At 60.6% G+C, this 18533-nt stretch carries 18 protein-coding genes and 6 pseudogenes; 9 read left to right on the top strand and 15 right to left on the bottom strand.

The genetic code is table 11. The features are described 5' to 3' along the window. The first annotated feature begins 24 nt into the window (after nt 1–24). The 7 genes and pseudogenes from CO666_RS11410 (at nt 25) to CO666_RS11380 (ending at nt 5611) form a co-directional block, all read left to right on the top strand. The gene (locus CO666_RS11410; protein WP_245436780.1) at nt 25–1140 is read left to right on the top strand and encodes an acyl-CoA dehydrogenase; all 1116 of its coding nucleotides are present in this window, start codon (nt 25–27) and stop codon (nt 1138–1140) included. Beyond that, nucleotides 1140–2318, top strand: a complete 1179-nt coding sequence (locus tag CO666_RS11405) for a CaiB/BaiF CoA transferase family protein (protein WP_097612160.1) — start codon at nt 1140–1142, stop codon at nt 2316–2318. The genes CO666_RS11410 and CO666_RS11405 overlap by 1 nt, the downstream gene beginning before the upstream one ends. Next, nucleotides 2315–3190, top strand: coding sequence for a 3-hydroxybutyryl-CoA dehydrogenase (locus CO666_RS11400; protein ID WP_097612159.1), 876 nt, complete (start codon nt 2315–2317; stop codon nt 3188–3190). The genes CO666_RS11405 and CO666_RS11400 overlap by 4 nt, the downstream gene beginning before the upstream one ends. Before the next feature lie 38 nt (nt 3191–3228). Next, nucleotides 3229–3429 (top strand): annotated as a pseudogene (locus CO666_RS35020) (ATP-binding cassette domain-containing protein); the annotation flags it as partial. 40 nt (nt 3430–3469) lie between these two features. Then, a pseudogene (locus CO666_RS11390) lies at nt 3470–3881 on the top strand (aldehyde dehydrogenase family protein); the annotation flags it as partial. 12 nt (nt 3882–3893) lie between these two features. Then, complete coding sequence (locus CO666_RS11385) at nt 3894–4643, top strand: electron transfer flavoprotein subunit beta/FixA family protein (RefSeq protein ID WP_097612158.1); 750 nt, start codon at nt 3894–3896, stop codon at nt 4641–4643. Between the two features lie 26 nt (nt 4644–4669). Continuing rightward, nucleotides 4670–5611: an electron transfer flavoprotein subunit alpha/FixB family protein gene (locus CO666_RS11380; RefSeq protein WP_097612157.1), complete on the top strand. Its 942-nt coding sequence runs from the start codon at nt 4670–4672 to the stop codon at nt 5609–5611. A gap of 116 nt (nt 5612–5727) precedes the next feature. Here CO666_RS11380 and CO666_RS34530 read toward each other — a convergent pair. After that, a pseudogene (locus tag CO666_RS34530) lies at nt 5728–5920 on the bottom strand (MarR family transcriptional regulator); the annotation flags it as partial. Nucleotide 5921: 1 nt separating this feature from the next. Between CO666_RS34530 and CO666_RS11370 the strand changes: the two are divergent. After that, a pseudogene (locus tag CO666_RS11370) lies at nt 5922–6311 on the top strand (hypothetical protein); the annotation flags it as partial. Here CO666_RS11370 and CO666_RS11365 read toward each other — a convergent pair. The 3 genes and pseudogenes from CO666_RS11365 to CO666_RS11355 form a co-directional block, all read right to left on the bottom strand. Continuing rightward, nucleotides 6310–6515 (bottom strand): annotated as a pseudogene (locus tag CO666_RS11365) (helix-turn-helix domain-containing protein); the annotation flags it as partial. The pseudogenes CO666_RS11370 and CO666_RS11365 sit on opposite strands and share 2 nt — an antisense overlap. A gap of 128 nt (nt 6516–6643) precedes the next feature. Further along, nucleotides 6644–7653, bottom strand: a pseudogene (locus CO666_RS11360) (IS30 family transposase). A gap of 272 nt (nt 7654–7925) precedes the next feature. Next, entirely contained in the window at nt 7926–8483 is a 558-nt protein-coding gene (locus CO666_RS11355; RefSeq protein ID WP_097612156.1) for a threonine transporter RhtB, read from the bottom strand. 127 nt (nt 8484–8610) lie between these two features. Here CO666_RS11355 and CO666_RS11350 point away from each other — a divergent pair, with 127 nt between their 5' ends. After that, on the top strand, nt 8611–8829 hold the full coding sequence (locus tag CO666_RS11350; protein WP_097612155.1) for a hypothetical protein: 219 nt from the start codon (nt 8611–8613) through the stop codon (nt 8827–8829). Between the two features lie 123 nt (nt 8830–8952). Here the strand turns inward: CO666_RS11350 and hemA are convergent, their stop codons facing one another. From hemA to CO666_RS11295, 11 genes are all read right to left on the bottom strand, one after another. Next, nucleotides 8953–10167, bottom strand: coding sequence for a 5-aminolevulinate synthase (gene hemA, locus CO666_RS11345; RefSeq protein ID WP_097612154.1), 1215 nt, complete (start codon nt 10165–10167; stop codon nt 8953–8955). A gap of 454 nt (nt 10168–10621) precedes the next feature. Beyond that, nucleotides 10622–11299 carry a CBS domain-containing protein gene (locus CO666_RS11340; protein ID WP_097612153.1) on the bottom strand — a complete coding sequence of 226 codons (678 nt, stop codon included), beginning with the start codon at nt 11297–11299 and terminating at the stop codon, nt 10622–10624. A 147-nt stretch (nt 11300–11446) separates the two neighbouring features. Continuing rightward, nucleotides 11447–11902: a cytochrome c maturation protein CcmE gene (ccmE, locus tag CO666_RS11335; protein ID WP_097612152.1), complete on the bottom strand. Its 456-nt coding sequence runs from the start codon at nt 11900–11902 to the stop codon at nt 11447–11449. Between the two features lie 30 nt (nt 11903–11932). After that, nucleotides 11933–12598, bottom strand: coding sequence for a Crp/Fnr family transcriptional regulator (locus CO666_RS11330; protein WP_097612151.1), 666 nt, complete (start codon nt 12596–12598; stop codon nt 11933–11935). 32 nt (nt 12599–12630) lie between these two features. Beyond that, entirely contained in the window at nt 12631–12789 is a 159-nt protein-coding gene (gene ccoS / locus CO666_RS11325; protein ID WP_003568513.1) for a cbb3-type cytochrome oxidase assembly protein CcoS, read from the bottom strand. Then, entirely contained in the window at nt 12786–15074 is a 2289-nt protein-coding gene (locus CO666_RS11320; RefSeq protein ID WP_097612150.1) for a cation-translocating P-type ATPase, read from the bottom strand. The genes ccoS and CO666_RS11320 overlap by 4 nt, the downstream gene beginning before the upstream one ends. Next, a complete protein-coding gene (locus CO666_RS11315; RefSeq protein WP_097612149.1) occupies nt 15071–15556 on the bottom strand; it encodes a FixH family protein in 486 nt (161 codons plus the stop codon). The genes CO666_RS11320 and CO666_RS11315 overlap by 4 nt, the downstream gene beginning before the upstream one ends. Further along, the gene (gene ccoG, locus CO666_RS11310; protein ID WP_097612148.1) at nt 15553–17121 is read right to left on the bottom strand and encodes a cytochrome c oxidase accessory protein CcoG; all 1569 of its coding nucleotides are present in this window, start codon (nt 17119–17121) and stop codon (nt 15553–15555) included. The genes CO666_RS11315 and ccoG overlap by 4 nt, the downstream gene beginning before the upstream one ends. Before the next feature lie 190 nt (nt 17122–17311). Further along, complete coding sequence (locus tag CO666_RS11305) at nt 17312–17497, bottom strand: hypothetical protein (RefSeq protein WP_097612147.1); 186 nt, start codon at nt 17495–17497, stop codon at nt 17312–17314. Nucleotides 17498–17507: 10 nt separating this feature from the next. Then, a complete protein-coding gene (gene ccoP, locus CO666_RS11300) occupies nt 17508–18371 on the bottom strand; it encodes a cytochrome-c oxidase, cbb3-type subunit III (protein WP_097612146.1) in 864 nt (287 codons plus the stop codon). Nucleotide 18372: 1 nt separating this feature from the next. Further along, the gene (locus CO666_RS11295) at nt 18373–18525 is read right to left on the bottom strand and encodes a cbb3-type cytochrome c oxidase subunit 3 (RefSeq protein WP_010067378.1); all 153 of its coding nucleotides are present in this window, start codon (nt 18523–18525) and stop codon (nt 18373–18375) included. Nucleotides 18526–18533 lie beyond the last annotated feature (8 nt).

The following is an 18533-nucleotide window of genomic DNA, read 5'->3' as shown; positions in this document are numbered from 1 at the left end:
GATCAACTTTCCGGCGAGGAGCGGATGATCCGTGACTCGGCCGCCGCCTTCGCCGAAAGCGAGCTTCTGCCGCGCGTGCAGGATGCTTATCTTGAAGAGAAGACCGATCCAGAACTCTTTCGCCTCATGGGCAGGGCCGGCCTGCTCGGTGTAACGCTGCCGGAGAAATACGGTGCAGCGGATGCCAACTACATCGCCTATGGCCTAGTTGCACGCGAGGTTGAGCGCATCGATTCCGGCTATCGGTCGATGATGAGTGTGCAGTCCTCGCTCGTCATGTACCCGATCTTCGCCTACGGCTCGCAAGAGCAGAAGGACAAGTATCTGCCGGGCCTCGTCGCGGGCGAACTGATCGGCTGCTTCGGCCTGACCGAGCCGGATGCTGGCTCCGACCCCGGCGGCATGAAGACCCGCGCCGAGAAGATCGAAGGTGGCTACCGCCTGCGCGGGTCCAAGATGTGGATCTCCAACGCGCCGATTGCCGACGTCTTCATCGTCTGGGCGAAGTCGGAAGCGCATGACGGCAAAATCCGCGGCTTCATCCTCGAGAGGGGTATGAAGGGCCTATCGGCGCCAAAGATAGGCGGCAAGCTGTCGCTACGCGCCTCCATCACTGGCGAGATCGTGCTCGACGGTGTCGAAGTCGGGGAAGAGGCATTGCTGCCTGGTGTCTCCGGCCTCGCCGGCCCCTTCGGTTGCCTCAACCGCGCCCGCTACGGTATTTCCTGGGGTGTGCTGGGCGCGGCAGAAGACTGCTGGTTCCGCTCCCGCCAATATGGCCTTGATCGCGTCCAGTTCGGAAGGCCGCTCGCCGCTACCCAGCTTTTCCAGAAGAAGCTCGCCGACATGCAGACCGAGATCGTGCTCGGACTTCAAGGTTCGCTTCGCGTGGGCCGCCTCATGGACCAACACAAGTTCGCCCCGGAAATGATTTCGATCGTCAAGCGCAACAATTGCGGCAAGGCGCTTGATGTCGCTCGTCAGGCCCGTGACATGCATGGCGGCAACGGCATTCAGATCGAATACCATGTCATGCGGCATGCGCAGAACCTGGAAACGGTCAATACTTATGAGGGAACGCACGATGTCCATGCACTGATCCTCGGACGGGCGCAGACCGGGTTGCAGGCATTTTTCTAATGGCCGACCGCAAGACCACCGCACTTGCCGGACTGAAGGTAATAGAACTGGCCCGCATCCTTGCAGGACCATGGATCGGCCAGACGCTGGCCGATCTTGGCGCGGACGTGATCAAGGTGGAAAGCCCGCAGGGCGATGATACTCGTTCCTGGGGGCCACCTTTCATCAATAGGCCGGACGGCAAGGGTGGCACGGAGAAAGTAGCCGCATACTTCCATGCCGCCAATCGTGGCAAACGCTCGATCGTTTGCGATTTTGCCGTCGCCGCCGATCTGGAAAAGCTCAAGGACCTTATCGCCGAGGCCGATGTCCTGGTCGAAAACTTCAGAGTTGGGGGTCTGAAGAAGTTTGGTCTCGACTATGAGAGTGTGGCGAAGCTCAATCCGCGTATTGTCTATGCGTCCGTAACAGGCTTCGGCCAGACCGGACCACGGGCAAGCCATCCCGGCTACGACTTCCTTATCCAGGGGATGTGCGGCATTATGGACCTTACCGGCGAGCCGGAGAGGGAGCCCCAGAAGGTCGGTGTCGCCTGGATCGACATCTTCACCGGTCTCTATGGCGTCATTGGAATCCAGGCAGCGCTCGTTGAACGTGAGCGCTCCGGCAGAGGGCAGCAGATCGACCTGTCGCTGATGGATACGGGCGTTGCCGTGCTCGCCAATCAGGCCATGAACTATCTCGCCGGCAATAATTTGCCACGCAGATTGGGAAACGCGCATCCGAACATCGTGCCTTACCAGGTCTTCCCGGCCGCCGATGGCCATATCATCATAGCCTGCGGCAACGACCGGCAGTTTACCGCGCTTTGCGATGTGCTGGGACTGGGCGGCTATTCAAGCGACCCCGCCTATGTGTCCAATGCAGCCCGCGTCACGAATCGGATCGCGCTCTGTGAGGCCATTGCCGAAGCCACAAAGTCGCGGGCGAAAACCGAGCTCATTGCGGCTCTTGAGCATGCCGGCGTTCCGGGCGGACCGATCAACACGGTCGGGGAAGCGTTGAACGATCCTCAAGTCCGGGCGCGGGGCTTGCAGATCGAGCCGGAGGGCCTCCCCGGTCTTCGGACTCCCATCCTTTTTTCACGGAGCGCGCTCTCACTCGAACGAGCGGCGCCGATCCTTGGCGACACGGCATGTCACTTTCCTCGATCAGATGCAGAAGAGGGGACGATATGACCGTACACGCGGTGGGCATCATCGGGGCCGGGCAGATGGGATCCGGCATCGCTCAGGTTTTCGCTGTCGCGGGCTTCGACGTTCTCCTTATGGACCAGCACGCTCAAAAGCTAACCGAAGCACTCGCCTACATCGAGACCAATGTCGATAGACAGGTGGCTCGCGGCAAGATCACGTCGGACGCGAAGAGGGCGGCACTGGCGCGCATTCGAACGACGCAGAAAATCGAGGAATTCGGATCGAGCGATCTTGTGATCGAAGCAGCAACCGAACAGGAAGCTCTAAAACTGACAATTTTCGAATCGCTGAAGCCGCATGTAAGGCGGGATGCGATTTTGACCTCGAACACATCGTCGATCTCCATTACCAAACTTGCCGGGAGGACGGCTCATCCTGAACGCTTCATGGGATTGCATTTCATGAATCCGGTTCCGGTGATGCAGTTGGTGGAGCTGATCCGCGGCATCGCCACCAGCGACGACACGTTTCACACGGTGCTTTCGGTTGTCGAACGGCTCGGCAAGACACCGGTGAGCGCGGCGGACTTTCCGGCATTCATCGTGAACCGCGTGCTCATTCCAATGATCAACGAGGCTGTCTACGTGCTCTACGAAGGCGTGGGATCTGTCCGCGACATCGACTTAAGCATGAAACTCGGCGCCAACCATCCGATGGGGCCGCTCGAGCTCGCGGACTTCATCGGGCTGGACACCTGCCTATCGATCATGGGCGTCCTGAACGATGGATTTGCCGATCCGAAATACCGGCCGTGCCCGCTCCTCATCAAATATGTCGAGGCAGGCTGGCTGGGGCGCAAAACTGGTCGCGGTTTCTATGACTATGGAGCTGACGAACCAATCCCGACACGATGAGCTGGGCCCTTTAAAGTACGTGTTCAGATCGACCAGGAATGAGCTTTGAGGAGAACCTGACGATGGGGACGACACCGATCGGCATGGCCAGTTTCGAGGATGATCGAACACCGATGCACGATCTGTTCCCGCGCCTCCAGAAACAACAAAACCAGACCGCCGACACTATGTCGGGCGGTGAGCGGCAGATACTCGCGATCGCACGCGCCATGATGGTCCGCCCGGAATTGATCCTATTGGACGAACCCTCGCCCGGTCTGGCGCCACCCGTCGTCAAACCAAGGCGCCAGTCTCGCTTTCGGCGGAGAACGGCTCGAGCGCGAGAACCCAGGCTTCTATCTGCAACCGGCACTCTTTACCGAGGCGACGAACGCCATGCGTTCGCGCGCGAGGAAGTCTTCGGCCCAGTCGCTACGGTCATCCGCGTTAGGAACTATGAGGAATCTCTGGCCACCGCCAATGACACCAACTTCGGACTGTCTCCGGCATTGCCACGACGAGCCTCAAGCACGCCACGCATTTCAAGCGCAATTCCGAAGCGGAGATGGTGATGGTGAACTTGCCGATAGCCGGTGTCGATTTCCACGTGCCCTTCGGCGGGCGCAAGGGCTCTTCTTGCGGCTCGCGGGAACAGGGCCGCTATGCCGCCGAGTTCTACACCACCATCAAGACCGCCTATACTTTTGCCTGAGGAGATCCCGCCATGAAGATTCTCGTGCCCGTCAAACGGGTTGTCGACTACAACGTAAAGATCCGGGTTCGTCCGGATGGCACGGGTGTCGAGCTTGCCAATGTGAAGATGTCGATGAACCCGTTCGACGAGATCGCGGTGGAAGAGGCGCTGCGGCTGAAGGAAGCCGGCAAGGCCGAGGAAGTGGTGGTGGTGTCGATCGGCCCCGCCAAGGCCGAGGAGACGCTGAGGACGGCGCTTGCCATGGGCGCTGATCGGGCGATCCTGGTCGAGACCGACGATCAAGTCGAGCCGCTCGCCGTCGCCAAGATCCTCAAGGGTGTCGCCGATGCCGAGCAGCCGGGGCTTGTCATCGTCGGCAAGCAGGCGATCGACGACGATTCCAATCAGACCGGCCAGATGCTGGCGGCATTGCTGGGTTCGGCCCAGGCGACCTTCGCCTCGAAGATCGAGATCGGGGACGGCAAAGCGACCGTGACCCGCGAAGTCGACGGCGGCCTGCAGACGATCGAGATCAAGCTGCCGGCGGTGGTCACCTCGGATCTGCGTTTGAACGAGCCGCGTTATGCCTCGCTGCCGAACATCATGAAGGCGAAGAAGAAGCCGCTCGACAGACAAGCTCCGGCCGATTTCGGCGTCTCCACGACGCCGCGGCTGAAGGTGCTGAAGACCGAGGAGCCATCCGGCCGCAAGGCCGGCGTCAAGGTCAAGTCGGTGGCCGAGCTGGTCGACAAGCTGAAGAACGAAGCCGGCGTGCTGTAATCGGGCAGGAACAGGAGTAAATTATCATGACCATTCTTCTTCTGGCCGATCACGACAATTCGAGCCTTTCCGACCAGACCGCCAAGGCACTGACGGCCGCAAGCCAGATCGCCAAGGAACAGGCAAGCGATGTCCATGTGCTGGTCGCCGGCAAGGGCGCCAAGGCTGCGGCCGAACAGGCGGCCAAACTCTCCGGCGTCGCCAAGGTGCTCTTGGCCGAAAGCGATGCGCTCGCCAACAATCTGGCCGAGCCGCTCTCCGAGCTGATCGTCTCGCTCGCCGGCAGCTACGACACGATCATCTCGGCCGCCACCTCGGTCGGCAAGAACGTGCTGCCGCGCGTCGCCGCCCTGCTCGATGTCGCCCAGGTCTCGGAGATCGTCGAAGTCGTCTCATCCGATACCTTCAAGCGGCCGATCTATGCCGGCAATGCCATCCAGACGGTGCAGGCAAGCGATGCCAAGAAGGTCATCACCGTGCGCACCGCCTCGTTTGCTTCCGGAGCAGAAGGCGGCTCCGCCGCGGTCGAGGTCATCCCCGCGGTTTCCGATCCCGGTCTGTCGACGTTCGTCAAGGATGCGCTGTCGGCCTCCGACCGTCCGGAGCTGACCTCGGCGAAGATCATCCTCTCCGGTGGCCGGGCGCTCGGATCGGCGGAGAAGTTCCGCGAAGTCATCCTGCCGCTGGCCGACAAGCTCGGAGCTGCCGTCGGTGCCAGCCGTGCGGCCGTCGATGCCGGTTATGCCCCGAACGACTGGCAGGTCGGCCAGACCGGCAAGGTGGTGGCGCCTGATCTTTATATCGCCGCCGGCATCTCCGGCGCCATCCAGCATCTGGCCGGGATGAAGGATTCGAAGGTCATCGTCGCCATCAACAAGGACGAGGAGGCGCCGATCTTCCAGGTCGCCGACTACGGTCTGGTCGCCGATCTCTTCGACGCGCTGCCGGAATTGCAACAGCAGATCTAGCAGAGCTGACCATGCCCACGACACCAAAAAGGCGTCCTGGCTTCGCAATCAGGAGAGCGGCCACAGCCGCTGGATCCGAGGGCATAGGATTGAAATCCGTCACTTAAATCTGTTGCTCATCCGGCGCCGAACAAACTTAGCTTCTTCAGAAGCGCCTCCGAAATCTCGAACACGCGCGCCGTTCCGCGCCTCATCGAATTCTTGACGCTCGTCTCGTCCAACATCCCACGTCTCACCAGAAGATCCACCGTCTCCTTGACGCCGCTACGCGTCAGAGCCGTAATTATCCATAATGCTGGAAAGGGTTAGCCATCGCCCTTTCCAGAAGGAGCCCGATCCGCGGCCACTCCCGGAAGAGCCCGTCGTTCAGTCGGCGCTGACCGCGATCTTTGACGCCCTGTTCGAAATGCTCGGCGATACGCGGCTGGAGCCCGATCTCGAAGACCTGCTCTGGTCGGCGGTTAACCTCTTCCACCGGGCCGGCGAACGCATCCAGCGCGAGCTTCAGCGAAACGAGGAAGCGCAACACGCCGGGCAGCGGGAGCAGGACGGCTCGGAGGTCAAGAGCGTCGAGCTCGCCGAAGGCATCATGTTTCTCGAACGCCGCAATGCCTTCGAGTTCATGCGCGACTATGCCGCCGATCTCTTCGAGGCTGAGATAAGTTCGGCCTGGCGGCCGCGCACCGGCTCCAAAGTCAGCTGATCCGGTTGTTCGACGGTCGGCCAATCGCCTTGTGCCGGATCGACGCCGCACCGTCAGTTCGGATCCGCTCCAGCAGACGGCGTACCTGGCGCTCGCTCAGAGCAAGCACATGCGCCGCCGACACCAGCGTCATGCGGCGATCACCTTCGATAGAATCTCGATCCGCCGCACATCACGTTCGCTCATCGCCATCAGTCCCATCCGCTTATCTCCCACGTCAGCAAAACGGCAGGAGAGTGACATTCCAACTTTGCAGAAACAGGACACTTCAGCTTTGCGGTTGGAGAATCTAATCCAAGTGCATCATGCCTGTCTTAGAGGGTAGGGGATCAGCCTCCCTCTTGCAAATGCGCCATGAACACCTCGGTTGGTGTCCTGTATCCGAGGCATTTGCGCGGTTGATCGTTGATATGGCGCGTGAGATGGAGAAGGTCGCGTTGTGACACAATTGTCAGGTCTGTGGTGCCTGGCAGAAAACGTCGAATGCGCTTGTTGGTGTTCTCGACGGTTCCTTTTTGCCATGGCGCGCTTGGGTCGCAAAACCAGTTCCGCGCGCCGATCCCTTCTTCCAAAGCCCGGAATCCCGCAAACTCGGTACCGCGATCAAAGGTGAAGCTTTGACGCGCAAAGGCCGGCAAAGGAGAAGAAGCTCTGATGATCTTGTCCATGATCGGGCGAGAATGCCGGCTCGGATTCTTGATGAGAACGGTGTAGCGGCTCTTGCGCTCCACGAGGGAGGTGACATTGGCATGGCCGAGTGGACGCTCAAAGATGAGGAGGTCGCCCTCCCAATGTCCCAATGTCCAAACTGCGATCTATCTCCAATAAAAACAGGACGTTGGGATATGCGGTGCGAGGCTGGAAACACACCGTCGCGCGGCTTCCTGGAGCGCAGTGGACGACGTTTGCGACGCGCTTCCGGTAGATACTGATAGAGACCAAACCCATAATCTTCCTTGCTGTAAATGAAGCGATAGATTGTCTCTTTACAGACGCGGACGAGGCTGTGCCCCTCCAACAACAGGCGCCCGGCGATCTGCTCCGGAGACCAGCGTGCCTCCAACTGGCTGATGATCTCCGTGCGTAAATTCGGGTACCGCCGCAGCTTTCTCAGCCGGCGTCGCCGTTCCTTAGAGATATCGTGAGCTACCGTGCTGTAGTAGCCGTCGTAGTCCGGCAGCTCACGATCGCGAAACGTGTTGCGCTTGATCTCGCGGTAAATCGTCGAACGATGGCGGCCAAGCTGACGTGCCATTTCGTTGACGGGAATTTTTGCCGCCACCAGCTGATGTAGGCGTCGTCGGTCGGCGAGAGCAAGCTGCGTATAGCATCGGGACATGCCAAATCTCCAAAGGGAAGCCATTGTTTCTATTGGCATGTCGCACTTGGAAATAGAATGTACCCCTGCGGCTACAGAGATGTGGCGTAATCTGCATTATGGAACTGGACGCAACATTGCAGCACGTCTCCGTGCGAATGATTTTCGCCGTCTAGGTGAAGCAGAGAGGCCCCCGCACCAACAAGCCTCTCGTCAGCATGGCGTTCCAATCCGCACGCCGATGAAGTCTTCTCTAACCAAGCATAGCGCAACCCTCAGCGAGTTTCCTCCCCTCAAAATGCGCTGACGGTGAGCGCAGCGGAGAACACGAAGAGTGCTGCGGAACTACATCGCCGGGCAAACAAGGGTATCTGCTTTTCGTCTCCCAGCACGATCCTGCCCATCGATAGCCAGACGGCCGAGGTGAGAAGCACCATGGATGCGAGAACGGCGACAACGGCTATCGATGATGCCTGCTGCGCGGGAGGGATTATTGTCAGCCCGATGATGAACCCCTTGGGATTCAACAGGGTAGTTATGGCCAGCTGCCGTATTCTTACGACCGTCACAGGGCTCGATCCGACACCCCAGAGCCGGAGCGCGAGGTAGAAAACCCAAGTCGCCGAAGCAAGTTTGACGGCCTGCGAAATCGCGGGATGATCACGGAGAATGGGAGCGGCCAGAGCTGAGACCGAAAGAACAATCGCAAGATAGGCGAAGACGACCGTTGCAAGAAGCATGATCGCCCGCCTGGACGTCAGCCCCTGAGATGCGATCGCCAATATCGCATTGGTTGGTCCGGGCAAAATGAGAAGCGTGAAAACGCTCGCCGCAAAAGGAAGAAGATGCACGGTTATAAGTCCTTCGGTTCCTGCGTTCCTGACACGGCCGGCCTGACGGGTCGTTGATTAGGATCACTTTCGGCTGGAACATTCTGCGTTGCCTGCCGTTTATTTCAGTCAAACTTGAGGTTTCTCCATGCCTCGCATGATCAGCTTCATGCTCACTCGACTGGCCACGGGCTTCGCAATTGGATGCGTTGTCGGGCTCCTGGTGTGGCAGAACGGCTTTTTGCCCTTCGGCTCCGCGGCAGGGGAATTTCAGAACTACATCGCCCAGGGTCTGTTCATCTATCTTTTCGCGAGCACGATAAGCATGGGCTATCTCGCCACAGCTCTTCTGCTGGAAGCGGAATAGTCCTGTTTTTTCATCGAAGTAGCGACCTATAGAAAGAGCCGGCAAACACCGAGTGCGGCGCTTCGGGCGGACTTCATGCCTGTACTTCGGCCATGATCATATTCCGCGTCTTGCCCTGTATTCTCAGGCGACGTGCCTTGCGAGCGCACAACGCGACCAGAGCGAATGCAGCGCCTCGACCAGATGGGCGATATCGGCGTCGGAATGCAGCGGTGTCGGCGTGATGCGCAGCCGCTCGGTCTTCTTCGGCACGGTGGGATAGTTGATCGGCTGGACATAGACGCCGCAATTGTCGAGCAGCAGGTCGGAGATCCACTTGCACTTGGCCGCATCGCCGACCAGCACCGGCACGATATGGCTCGGATTGGGCATATGCGGAATGCCGTTCTGGTCGAGCAGCGATCTGAGCTTGCGGACGCGGTCCTGATGGCGGGCGCGCTCGAACTGGCTGACCTTCAGGTGCTGGATCGAGGCGACCGCACCGGCGGCAAGCGCCGGCGGCAGCGCCGTGGTGAAGATGAAGCCGGAGGCGAACGAACGGATGAAATCGCAAAGTGCTGCCGACGCGGCGATATAACCGCCCATGACGCCAAAGGCCTTGCCGAGCGTGCCCTCGATCACCGTCAGCCGGTCCATCAGCCCCTCGCGCTCGGCAATGCCGCCACCGCGCGGGCCGTACATGCCGACGCCATGGACTTCGTCGAGATAGGTCATCGCCCCGTATTTGTCGGCGAGATCGCAGATCTCCTTGATCGGGGCGATATCGCCGTCCATCGAATAGACGCTCTCGAAGGCGATCAGCTTCGGCGCCTTCGGATCGGCGGCTTTGAGCTTGGCTTCGAGATCGGCGACGTCATTATGCTTCCAGATCACCTTGTCGCACTTGGCATAACGGATGCCCTCGATCATCGAGGCATGGTTGAGCGCGTCGGAGAAGATGATCAGGCCGGGGATCTTGGCCCCGAGTGTGCCGAGCGCCGCCCAGTTGGAGACATAGCCCGAGGTGAAGATCAGGGCTGATTCCTTGCCGTGCAGATCGGCAAGCTCACGTTCGAGCATGACGTGATAGTGGTTGGTGCCAGAAATATTCCGGGTGCCTCCCGCACCCGCGCCACAGTGGTCGATGGCGGCCTTCATCGCCTCGATCACCTTCGGGTTCTGGCCCATGCCGAGATAGTCGTTGGAGCACCAGACCGTGACGTCCTTTGCGCCATCGGCGGTGTGGCGCGTCGCGCGGGGAAAATTGCCGCGGTGACGTTCGAGATCGGCAAAAACGCGGTACCGGCCCTCGGCATGAAGCCCGTCCAGTTCGTTTTTGAAAAACGCTTCGAAATCCATCATATGCTCCATTCTGCATGCCCAAGCGATATATCGGGACGGCGTCCGCGTATTTGATCTTCGTCAAGTTCGACACGGGAGGGTGATGCCGAGAAGCATGACACGGCTTCGCGCGGACGGCGTGCTTATTTCTTTGTCGTAGACTGAGATGACCCGCGACCGCCCATTCCACGCCGCGATCCATCGAACCGCGGTTTCATTGTTTTCAATCAAAGAAGAAACCGGCGGCCAGGCTAAGGTCGGCGCGCGAGTCGGGAGTTTCCGTGTCAAGCAGGGAAGTTGACAGATGGCTTGCCCGATCCGGAAGATCCGGCAAGCCTCCTCGTCACGTTGGAACATTCTCGTTTTTCGAATCACGAAATGCCCTATCTCGTGTTTCACGCGCTTCCAAACCGCTGCACACCTTTGCTGGAATTACTCCAGCACGACGGCGGCGCGCCAATGCGACCATGCCTTAATCCTGGCCGTGAGCAGCCGATACGTGCAATTGATCCCGATAGCCGGCAATTCCCCCCAAGCCTTCGACGAGAACCTTGATGGCCTTGCGCTTGAGTTCGGATTCCACCTGGCCGTCAACGGTCACTTGCCCATTTCTGACGGAGACCTGCACTCGTTGAGAGGTGAGTCCGAGGTCGGATCTCAGCCTGGTGCGCACCGCCAGTCTGATCGCCTCGTCCCCTCGCGGCAAGGCGGTCGCCGGCGCTTCGGCGATGACCCGCAGAATATCCCTCCGGCTGACGATCCCGACCAGACGCCCGTCTTCGACGATCGGCAAGCGTTTGATGCGATGTGCCTGGAGACTTTCGGCGATATCGGACACTTCGCTGTCCGGCCGCGCGACGATCACATCCTGCGACATGACATCGCTGACACACCAACCGTTGCTGCAGATGTAACGTTCGAGATCGATCTCGGAGATGAGCTCCGGTGCCCGCGCAGGGCGGGGCGTGAGCCGGACCTCCCGGCGCAGAAGCAGATCGCCCTCCGTAACCATGCCGCAAACGCGTCCCTGATCGTCGACGACCGGAAGACCGCTGACGTGGTTCTGCAGCATCATCGCAACCGCATGGCGCACGCTGACCGCCGGGCTGACCGAAACCACCTTCGTGGTCATTATATCCCTTGCCTGCATGGTCGCTGCCTCACTGATCGCGGTTATTGTGGGGAATATGCTAAAGGCCGACCGGCTGCACCGCTTTGATCTTCGTCAAACGTCCTGATCGCCAGCCATCACATCCGGTCCACGATTGGATGGCATCGCTCATTGCGTCGCTTGGGCTCACTGCCCCTCCCCTTGAGCCTCGTTCCACAGCCCCTGCTGCTTCAGCCGGTCGGCCACATCTTTCGGCATATAGGTCTCATCATGCTTGGCAAGCACGGTATCGGCAACGAAGACATTCGTGCCTGATGTAAACATGCCCTCGGTGACGACGCCCTGGCCTTCGCGGAAGAGATCCGGAAGAATGCCGGTATATTGAACCTTCACGGCATTGGCGCTGCCGTCGGTGACGGCAAATTCCACCGTCGAGCCGGCGCCGCGCACGACGCTGCCCTCGCCGACCAGGCCGCCGAGCCGGATGCGGGTTTCCGGCGCCACCGGCGTCTTCGCCAGATCGGCCGGCATGTAGAAATAGGCGACCGACTGGCTGAAAGCGAACATGACCAGCAGCACGGCGGCGGCGATGAAGCCCATGCCGCCTGCTATCACCGCCAGCCGCTTCTGCTTGCGCGTCATTTCGGATTTCCTGTGTCTGTCATGGGAAGGTCAGCATGCCTTGCGAAGCTGATCGACGCTGTCGACGAGAACGACCTTGCCCCTGATTTCGACCCCTGCGGGGACGAGCGCGGCAAAGGCTCGCGAAAGGGCCTCGGGGGCAAGTCCCAGTTTGCCGGCCAGAATCCTCTTCCGATAGGGAAGGCGGAAAGTAACCTGCGAGGCGGACGCCGGGCATCGGCTCATGAGGTAATTCGCAACGCGTTGCGCGGCTGTGTGCAGCCGGTCTCCCGCAATGCAATCCATTGCGCCGAGCAGATATCGGGCCATGATGCGCATGACGTTACGATGCATGACGGGGTGCCGTTCGGCGAGTGCCCGCAAGTCCGCAAGGTCGAACAAGGCGACCTCGGCCCCATCGGCAGACCACGCGCTGTAGGCATAAGAGCCGCCCCCCGAGAGAAGATATTCGCCGAAGGTGTCTCCCGGTTCGCATACGTAGATATCCGCCTCGCGCCCGGCGGATTCCGATTTGGAAAGCCGCACGAACCCGCCGATGACACAATAGACGAATGACGCCTCCTGGCCTTCGGCGACGATCCGCTCGTCGGGAGCGAAGGTGCGAAGCTCGGCCGTGGCGGCGAGTTGCTGCACGATCGCCTGGTCCAAGCCGTCGAACAGGTCAGACTGCAAAAGTGCCGAATTTTTCGCAGGCATCGATCTTCCTTTCGTCTCGGGCCTGTGTGTCATCAAGGTTTCTTCCGGTCGGCTTCGTCTTCGAGGAGAATGCGCCACGCGGCTCCCTGAAGATCGTCGTACTGGCCGCTCTTCAGCGACCAGAGGAAAGCCAGGAGCCCCATGCCGCCCATCAGAAGTGCGATCGGTATGAGATAGATCAGCATGTTCATGCGGTTTTCACCTCCGCTTGCCCGCCGGCCCGCTCCGCGGTGCGGATGCCGGGACGTTTGGCGAAAGCATTGAGGCGCAGCGCATTCGTCACGACGATGATCGAAGATGTCGACATGGCCACCGCCGCGATGAGCGGTGTCGCCAGCCCGGCGATCGCGATGGGGACCGCCAGCACGTTGTAGCCGATCGCCAGCGCGAAGTTCTGCCGGATGAGGCTGGCCGACCGCCGCGCGACGGCGATCGCTTCGGGAACGGCGTCGAGGCGGTCGTTGAAGAAGACGAGGTCGGCAGCCTGCCGGCCGATATCGGACGCCGTGGCGGGTGCCATCGAGACATGCGCGGCGGCAAGCGCGGGAGCATCATTGATGCCATCGCCGACCATGAGCACGCGATGGCCCTGATTGCTCAATCTCTGGCATTCCTCGACCTTCTGCTTCGGCGTCAGGGCGCCCAAGGCCCTGTCGATGCCGAGAGCCAGCGCGGTACTGTCGGTGATGGTCTGCCTGTCGCCTGATACCATCAGCGTTTCAAGGCCGGCCGCATGGAGCTGGGCGATCGTCCCGGCAGCACCCGGGCGGAGCGTGTCGTCGAAGAAGAAGCGGGCAAGAACGACCCCGTTTTTCGACAGGACCACTTCCGAAAACGGACTGTCCACGCTACGGGACATGAAACCGTTTCCGCGGGCAAACATCGCATTGCCCAGTCGATAGACATCCCTTCCATTTCCAGCCTCCAGCCCGCCGCCTGGAATTTCTGTGACGTCGTCGAAGGACGGGAGATGGGCGAGTTCGGCGACCCGCACCAGCGCTTGGGAAAGCGGATGGCGCGAATGCGCGGCCAGACCGCCGGCGATGGCGGTACTCCCCTCTTCGATCGTCTCGACCCTGACGAGGCGCGGCATGCCCATCGTCAGGGTGCCGGTCTTATCGAAGGCGACTGTATCCGCCTCAGCCAGCCGTTCCAGCGCCGAACCGTCCTTGACCATGATGCCCTTGCGGAAAAGCTCGCCCGCAGCAACGACCTGAACCACGGGCACGGCAAGGCCCAGGGCGCATGGGCAGGTGATGATCAGGACCGCGACTGCAACCAGCATTGCATGTTTCCAGTCTCCGCCGAGGAGGCCCCAGGCAAGGAAAGAAATGAGCGCCAACAGATGTACGGCCGGGGAATAGAGTGCTGCCGCGCGATCGGCGATCCGGCGATAGCGCGCCCTTCCGCCTTCGGCGGCTTCCATCAGGCCGATGATCTCCGAGAGAAGCGAGTTCCTGGCAATCCTCGTCGCCTTGAAGACCAGCGAGCCGGTCAGGTTCATCGCACCGGAGTTTACCTCGCTGCCGGCAGCGACCGCGACCGGGCTGCTCTCGCCTGTGACGATGGAGAGGTCCACATCGCTTTCTCCGCTGACGACGACGCCGTCGACGGGAACGCGTTCACCCGCGGCGATCGAAATCTCGTCGCCCACCGCGATCTCCTCCACCGCGATGTAGCGCCGCGATCCGTCCGGCATCATCAGCAGCGCTCCGCGCGGGGCGAGCCTCGCCAGCCCATTGATCGCCGCGCGGGCCTTTTCGCGCATGACGTGATCGAGAGTCCGGCCGATCAACAGAAAGAACAGCAGGGAAACCGAAGCGTCGAACCACGCATGTTCGCCGTGGTGAGCCGTCTCCCATAAGGAAACGGCATAAGAGAGAGTTACAGCGAGCGAGATCGGAACGTCCATGTTGGTGCGCCCGCGCTTCAGCACGTTCCAAGCCGACTTGAAGAAGAAACGCCCCGCATAGACCAGCGCTGGCGCCGCGATCATCGCCGAGATCCAGTGAAACATGTCGCGCGTCGCAGCATCCGCACCCGACCAGACCGATACCGAAAGCAGCATGATGTTGGCGGCTGCAAAACCGGAAACGCCGACCGCCAGGAGATGCTGGTTTCTGGTCCTGTCGCTTTCGGGGGCCGAGGGCGTGAACAGGTGCGCGCGATATCCCACGGCGTTGATCGCCGCGAGGATTTCGGACGGATCGGTCGCGCGCTCGTCGATCTCTTCCTGATAGACGCAGCTTACCCTTCGCGCGGTCAGATTGACCCGCGCTTTCCGGACGAAGGCAAGCGCCGACAGCGCTCTTTCGATAGTCGAGATGCAGGCGCCGCAGTGGACGTCGGGAACGCTGAGATCAAGCTGGCGCAACCCCGTGCCGAGCGGATGGCTGGCAAGGCGGGTTTCCTCGGCGCTGGATGATGTCGCGCTGAGGGCAAGCACGCTTTCGGGGTCCATGGAGCAGCAACTCATTGGCCGAACTCCGCGGTATCGAAGCGTTTGGCTTCGTGCATGACAACGACGCCGTCTTTTCGCGAGATGATCTCGACGATCCAGTCGCCCCTGGCGACCGTATGCTCGGCTTCGAAACGCCCGTCGCCTGTCTTCCCGAGCGTCAGGTGGAAGTCCTCGTGGTCTCCGACCGGCCGTTTGAAATTCAGCACGACATCATCGACGATCGCGGGCGAGCCGCCCTTGTCGTGGATGTCGTAGCGGATCTCGCGCCCGTTGATGGAAAGATCGCCCTCAATGCCGGAGGCGCTCATCGCCTTCATCGCTGCCGCGTTGCGGTTGAATTCCTGGCTGGCGACATAGGTGTTTTCCACGACGAGGCCGCTCCAGCTGGAGGAGGCGTAGACGGCCATGGTGATGTTTACGGCAATCCCCACGGCGAAGAATGCCGAGGTCGCGAGCAACATGTGCAGGCCTGTGAAACTTTGAGCAGAAGCCTTCATTTGACGTCTCCCGGTGCATTGAACGCCGCCCGATAGGTCGCCCGGTCGGCACGGTCCGCATCTTCGATGACGAAGAGGAATTCGTTGATTTCGGCTCCGTCAGGCTTTCGCGTCACGAAGACCTTGAGCGTCGTGGCCGCGTCGGGTTCGGCATGGACGGTAAAACTGCGGCCGTCTTCCTTGCCGAGTTCGGAAATGCGCATCGTCGCTCCCTCCAACCCGACCAGGGTAATGCTCACATCTCTCGGCTTCGGCACCATGTTCAGGACGCGCAGCGTGTAGCCGTTGCGGATCGAGCCGTCGCTTTCCAGGACATATTGCGGGTTCCGGTCATGGACGACATTGAGTTCGAGACGCTCCCGGAAGGCGAGATGCACGACCATGGCAATGCCGATCGATGCCCAGACAACGGCGTAAAAGACGATTCTCGGACGGAAGATGATGCGCCAGTCGAAGTGCCGGACCGCGGAAACGAAACTTCCATCCTCGTTTCTGACCCTGGACGGTTGGATTGGCGTTGTTCCTCCCCCTGTCGCAAGCGACATATTGCTCGAATATTCGCTGAGCGTCGCGTAGGCGATCAGGCCACGGGGCTTGCCGAGTTTGTCCATCACGCCGTCGCAGGCGTCGATGCAGAGAGCGCATGTGATGCACTCCATCTGCTGTCCGTCGCGAATATCGATTCCCATCGGACAGACAGCCACGCAGGCATTGCAATCAACGCAATCCCCGACCGGCAGGCCCTGTGCCTGGGCCTTCTTGGCATGGCGCGACCGCTGTTCGCCCCGCCAGTCGTTGTAGGTGACGACGAGGGAATTCTCGTCGAGCATCGCACCCTGGATACGTGGCCAAGGGCACATATAGGTGCACACCTGCTCGCGCATGAGGCCGCCGAGCACATAGGTGGTCCCGGTCAAGGTGGCGACCGTAGCATAGGCGACTGCGGGAGCCGCGCCGGTGAACAGCGAAACAGCCAGGCTCGGCGCATCGGCAAAATAGAAGATCCACGCGCCGCCGGTGGCGACGCCGATCAGGAGCCAGATCGAATGTTTGATGACGCGTTTCCTCAACTTGTCGAAGCTGAAGGGAGCGGCATCGAGTTTCATTCGTGCGTTCCGGTCGCCTTCGATCGCGCGTTCGACGACAAGGAAGAGATCGACCCAGACGGTCTGCGGACAGGCGTAACCGCACCATGCGCGGCCGACCGCCGAGGTGACGAGAAACAGGCCGAAACCTGCCATCACAAGGAGGCCCGCGACGTAATAGAACTCCTGGGGCCAGATTTCGATGAAGAAAAAGAAGAAGCGCCGCGACGAGAGATCGATGAGGATCGCCTGGTCGGGCGCGTAGGGACCGCGATCCCAGCGAATCCACGGCGCAAGGTAATAGATGCCGAGCGTGATCAGCATCACGATCCACTTGAACCGGCGGAATCGTCCCTCGGCGCGCTTGGGAAAAATCTTCTTCCGAGGCGCATAGAGAGGCTGCCGGTTGCGGCGCGCATTGACCGGCTCGACGCTGACCCGCTCGATGTCATTGGGATCTGGTGCAGTGTAGAGATTCATGGGACCTATCCGGTTTCGCCTGTTCTTCTCCCACCTGCGGCGCATTCCTTCCTTGATGCAGATCAAGAAAGGACGCCTTCCCGAGAGAGACCTCTCCGGAAAAGGAAAAAGGCCACGCCCCGGGGTAAGGGCGTGGCCTGGAGGAACTGCGGAGGAGAGCACCGCTGGGACGTCCTCGACAAATCCAGAACTAGCGGCTCGTCCTGTCGTGATCTTTGAGGCAGGTCAAACTGACGATCGAATTGCCGATCTTTGCCGGATCATCCTGCTCGGAAGATGAAGGTATCACCTTGGCGCGCGCCGACACGCGTGACCGGATGACGGCGCGCGGCGTGCCGTAAAGGCCGAGGATCGGATTGTGGTCATGAGCTGTCATGACTTTTCCCTCACGTTCCGCCGCCGAGCGAATGGACGAAGACGGTCAGTTCCTTGACCGTCGTATCGCCGAGGCGCCCTGCCCAGGCCGGCATGACGCCATGCTTGGGAGAGGCCACCTGGCGAGCGATGGCGTCCTCGCCGCGCGCCTTCAGCCAGATCGCATCGGCGAGATCCGGCGCGCCCATTTCCACCTTCCCCTTGGCGTCCTCGCCGTGGCATGCGGCGCAGTTGTCGAGGAAAACCTGTTTTCCCGCAGCCGCGAGAGCAGGATCAGAGGGCGTGTTGGTCAGCCCCCAAACATAGGCGGCGACCTGCTTCATCTGGATCGGCTCAATGACGTCGGTAAAGGCCGGCATCTCGGAAGCATGCGTTTCGGCGTCCGAATCGAAGCGTATCCCGTGTGCGATCGTCGTTTGGATGGCGTCGAGATCCCCGCCCCATAGCCAGTCGTCGTCGTTGAGGTTCGGAAATCCCGGGCCGCCGCTGGCGCCCGAGCCATGGCACTGCGCGCAGTTCACCTTGAAAGCGGATGCACCGCCGGCAATCGCGAATTCCCGAAGAACAGGATCGGTGTCGATCTCCTCAACCGTCTTGGCGGCGATCAGGTCATGGAACTTCGTCTGGGATGCCTTGGCGAGATCGAGGTCCTGCTGCAGTTCGGCGCGCGTCGAGTAGCCGAAATAGCCTTTTGTGGCGGACGTGATCATCGGAATGGCCGGATAGGCGATGGCATAGCCGATCGCCCAAAGGATCGTTACGTAGAATGTCCAGACCCACCAACGCGGCATGGGGTTGTTGAGTTCGCGGATGCCGTCCCATTCATGTCCGGTCGTTTCGACGCCGCTCAATTCATCAATATGTTTTTCCGACATCTCAATCGTCCTTCAAAGGAATATCGGCAGCCTCTTTCGCGGTCTGCTTGCTGCCCGGGCGAAGCGTGAACACGACCGCGCCGACGAAGAATGCCGTCATTGCCAGAAGGCCCCAGCTGTCGGCGAAGTGTCTCATTGCAGTGTAGGTTTCCATGGATCACC

The sequence above is a fragment of the Rhizobium chutanense genome (assembly GCF_002531935.1).
Lineage (GTDB): Bacteria > Pseudomonadota > Alphaproteobacteria > Rhizobiales > Rhizobiaceae > Rhizobium > Rhizobium chutanense.
The sequence above is the reverse complement of the archived record's forward strand: the minus strand, read 5'-3'. Positions and strand labels throughout refer to the sequence as shown.